Annotated in this window: 1 pseudogene; it reads left to right on the top strand. The window is 43.4% G+C overall.

Annotated features, from left to right (window positions below):
• Positions 1–332: pseudogene (locus HC176_RS18275) on the top strand (SulP family inorganic anion transporter); the annotation flags it as partial.

Here is a 332-nt window from a genome sequence, read left to right on the forward strand (position 1 = left end):
TATGATCATGGTGGCCATTGGTACGTTTGAATGGGCAAGTCTTAGGACCTTTCGTAGAATGCCAAAGAGTGATGTGCTGGTGATGGTACTGGTGACTTTTGTGACTGTTGTGCTTCACAATCTGGCGTTGGCTGTGCTTGTTGGAGTAATTATCTCTGCTCTGGTTTTTGCCTGGGATAATGCAAAGAGGATCAGAGCCCGAAAATTTGTTGATGATAAGGGTACTAAACATTACGAAATTTATGGCCCTCTTTTCTTCGGAAGTGTGGCCGCCTTTAATGAAAAATTTGATGTTCTGGGAGATCCCGAAGAGGTGATCATTGATTTTTCCG

Source organism: Tamlana crocina (assembly GCF_012037625.1).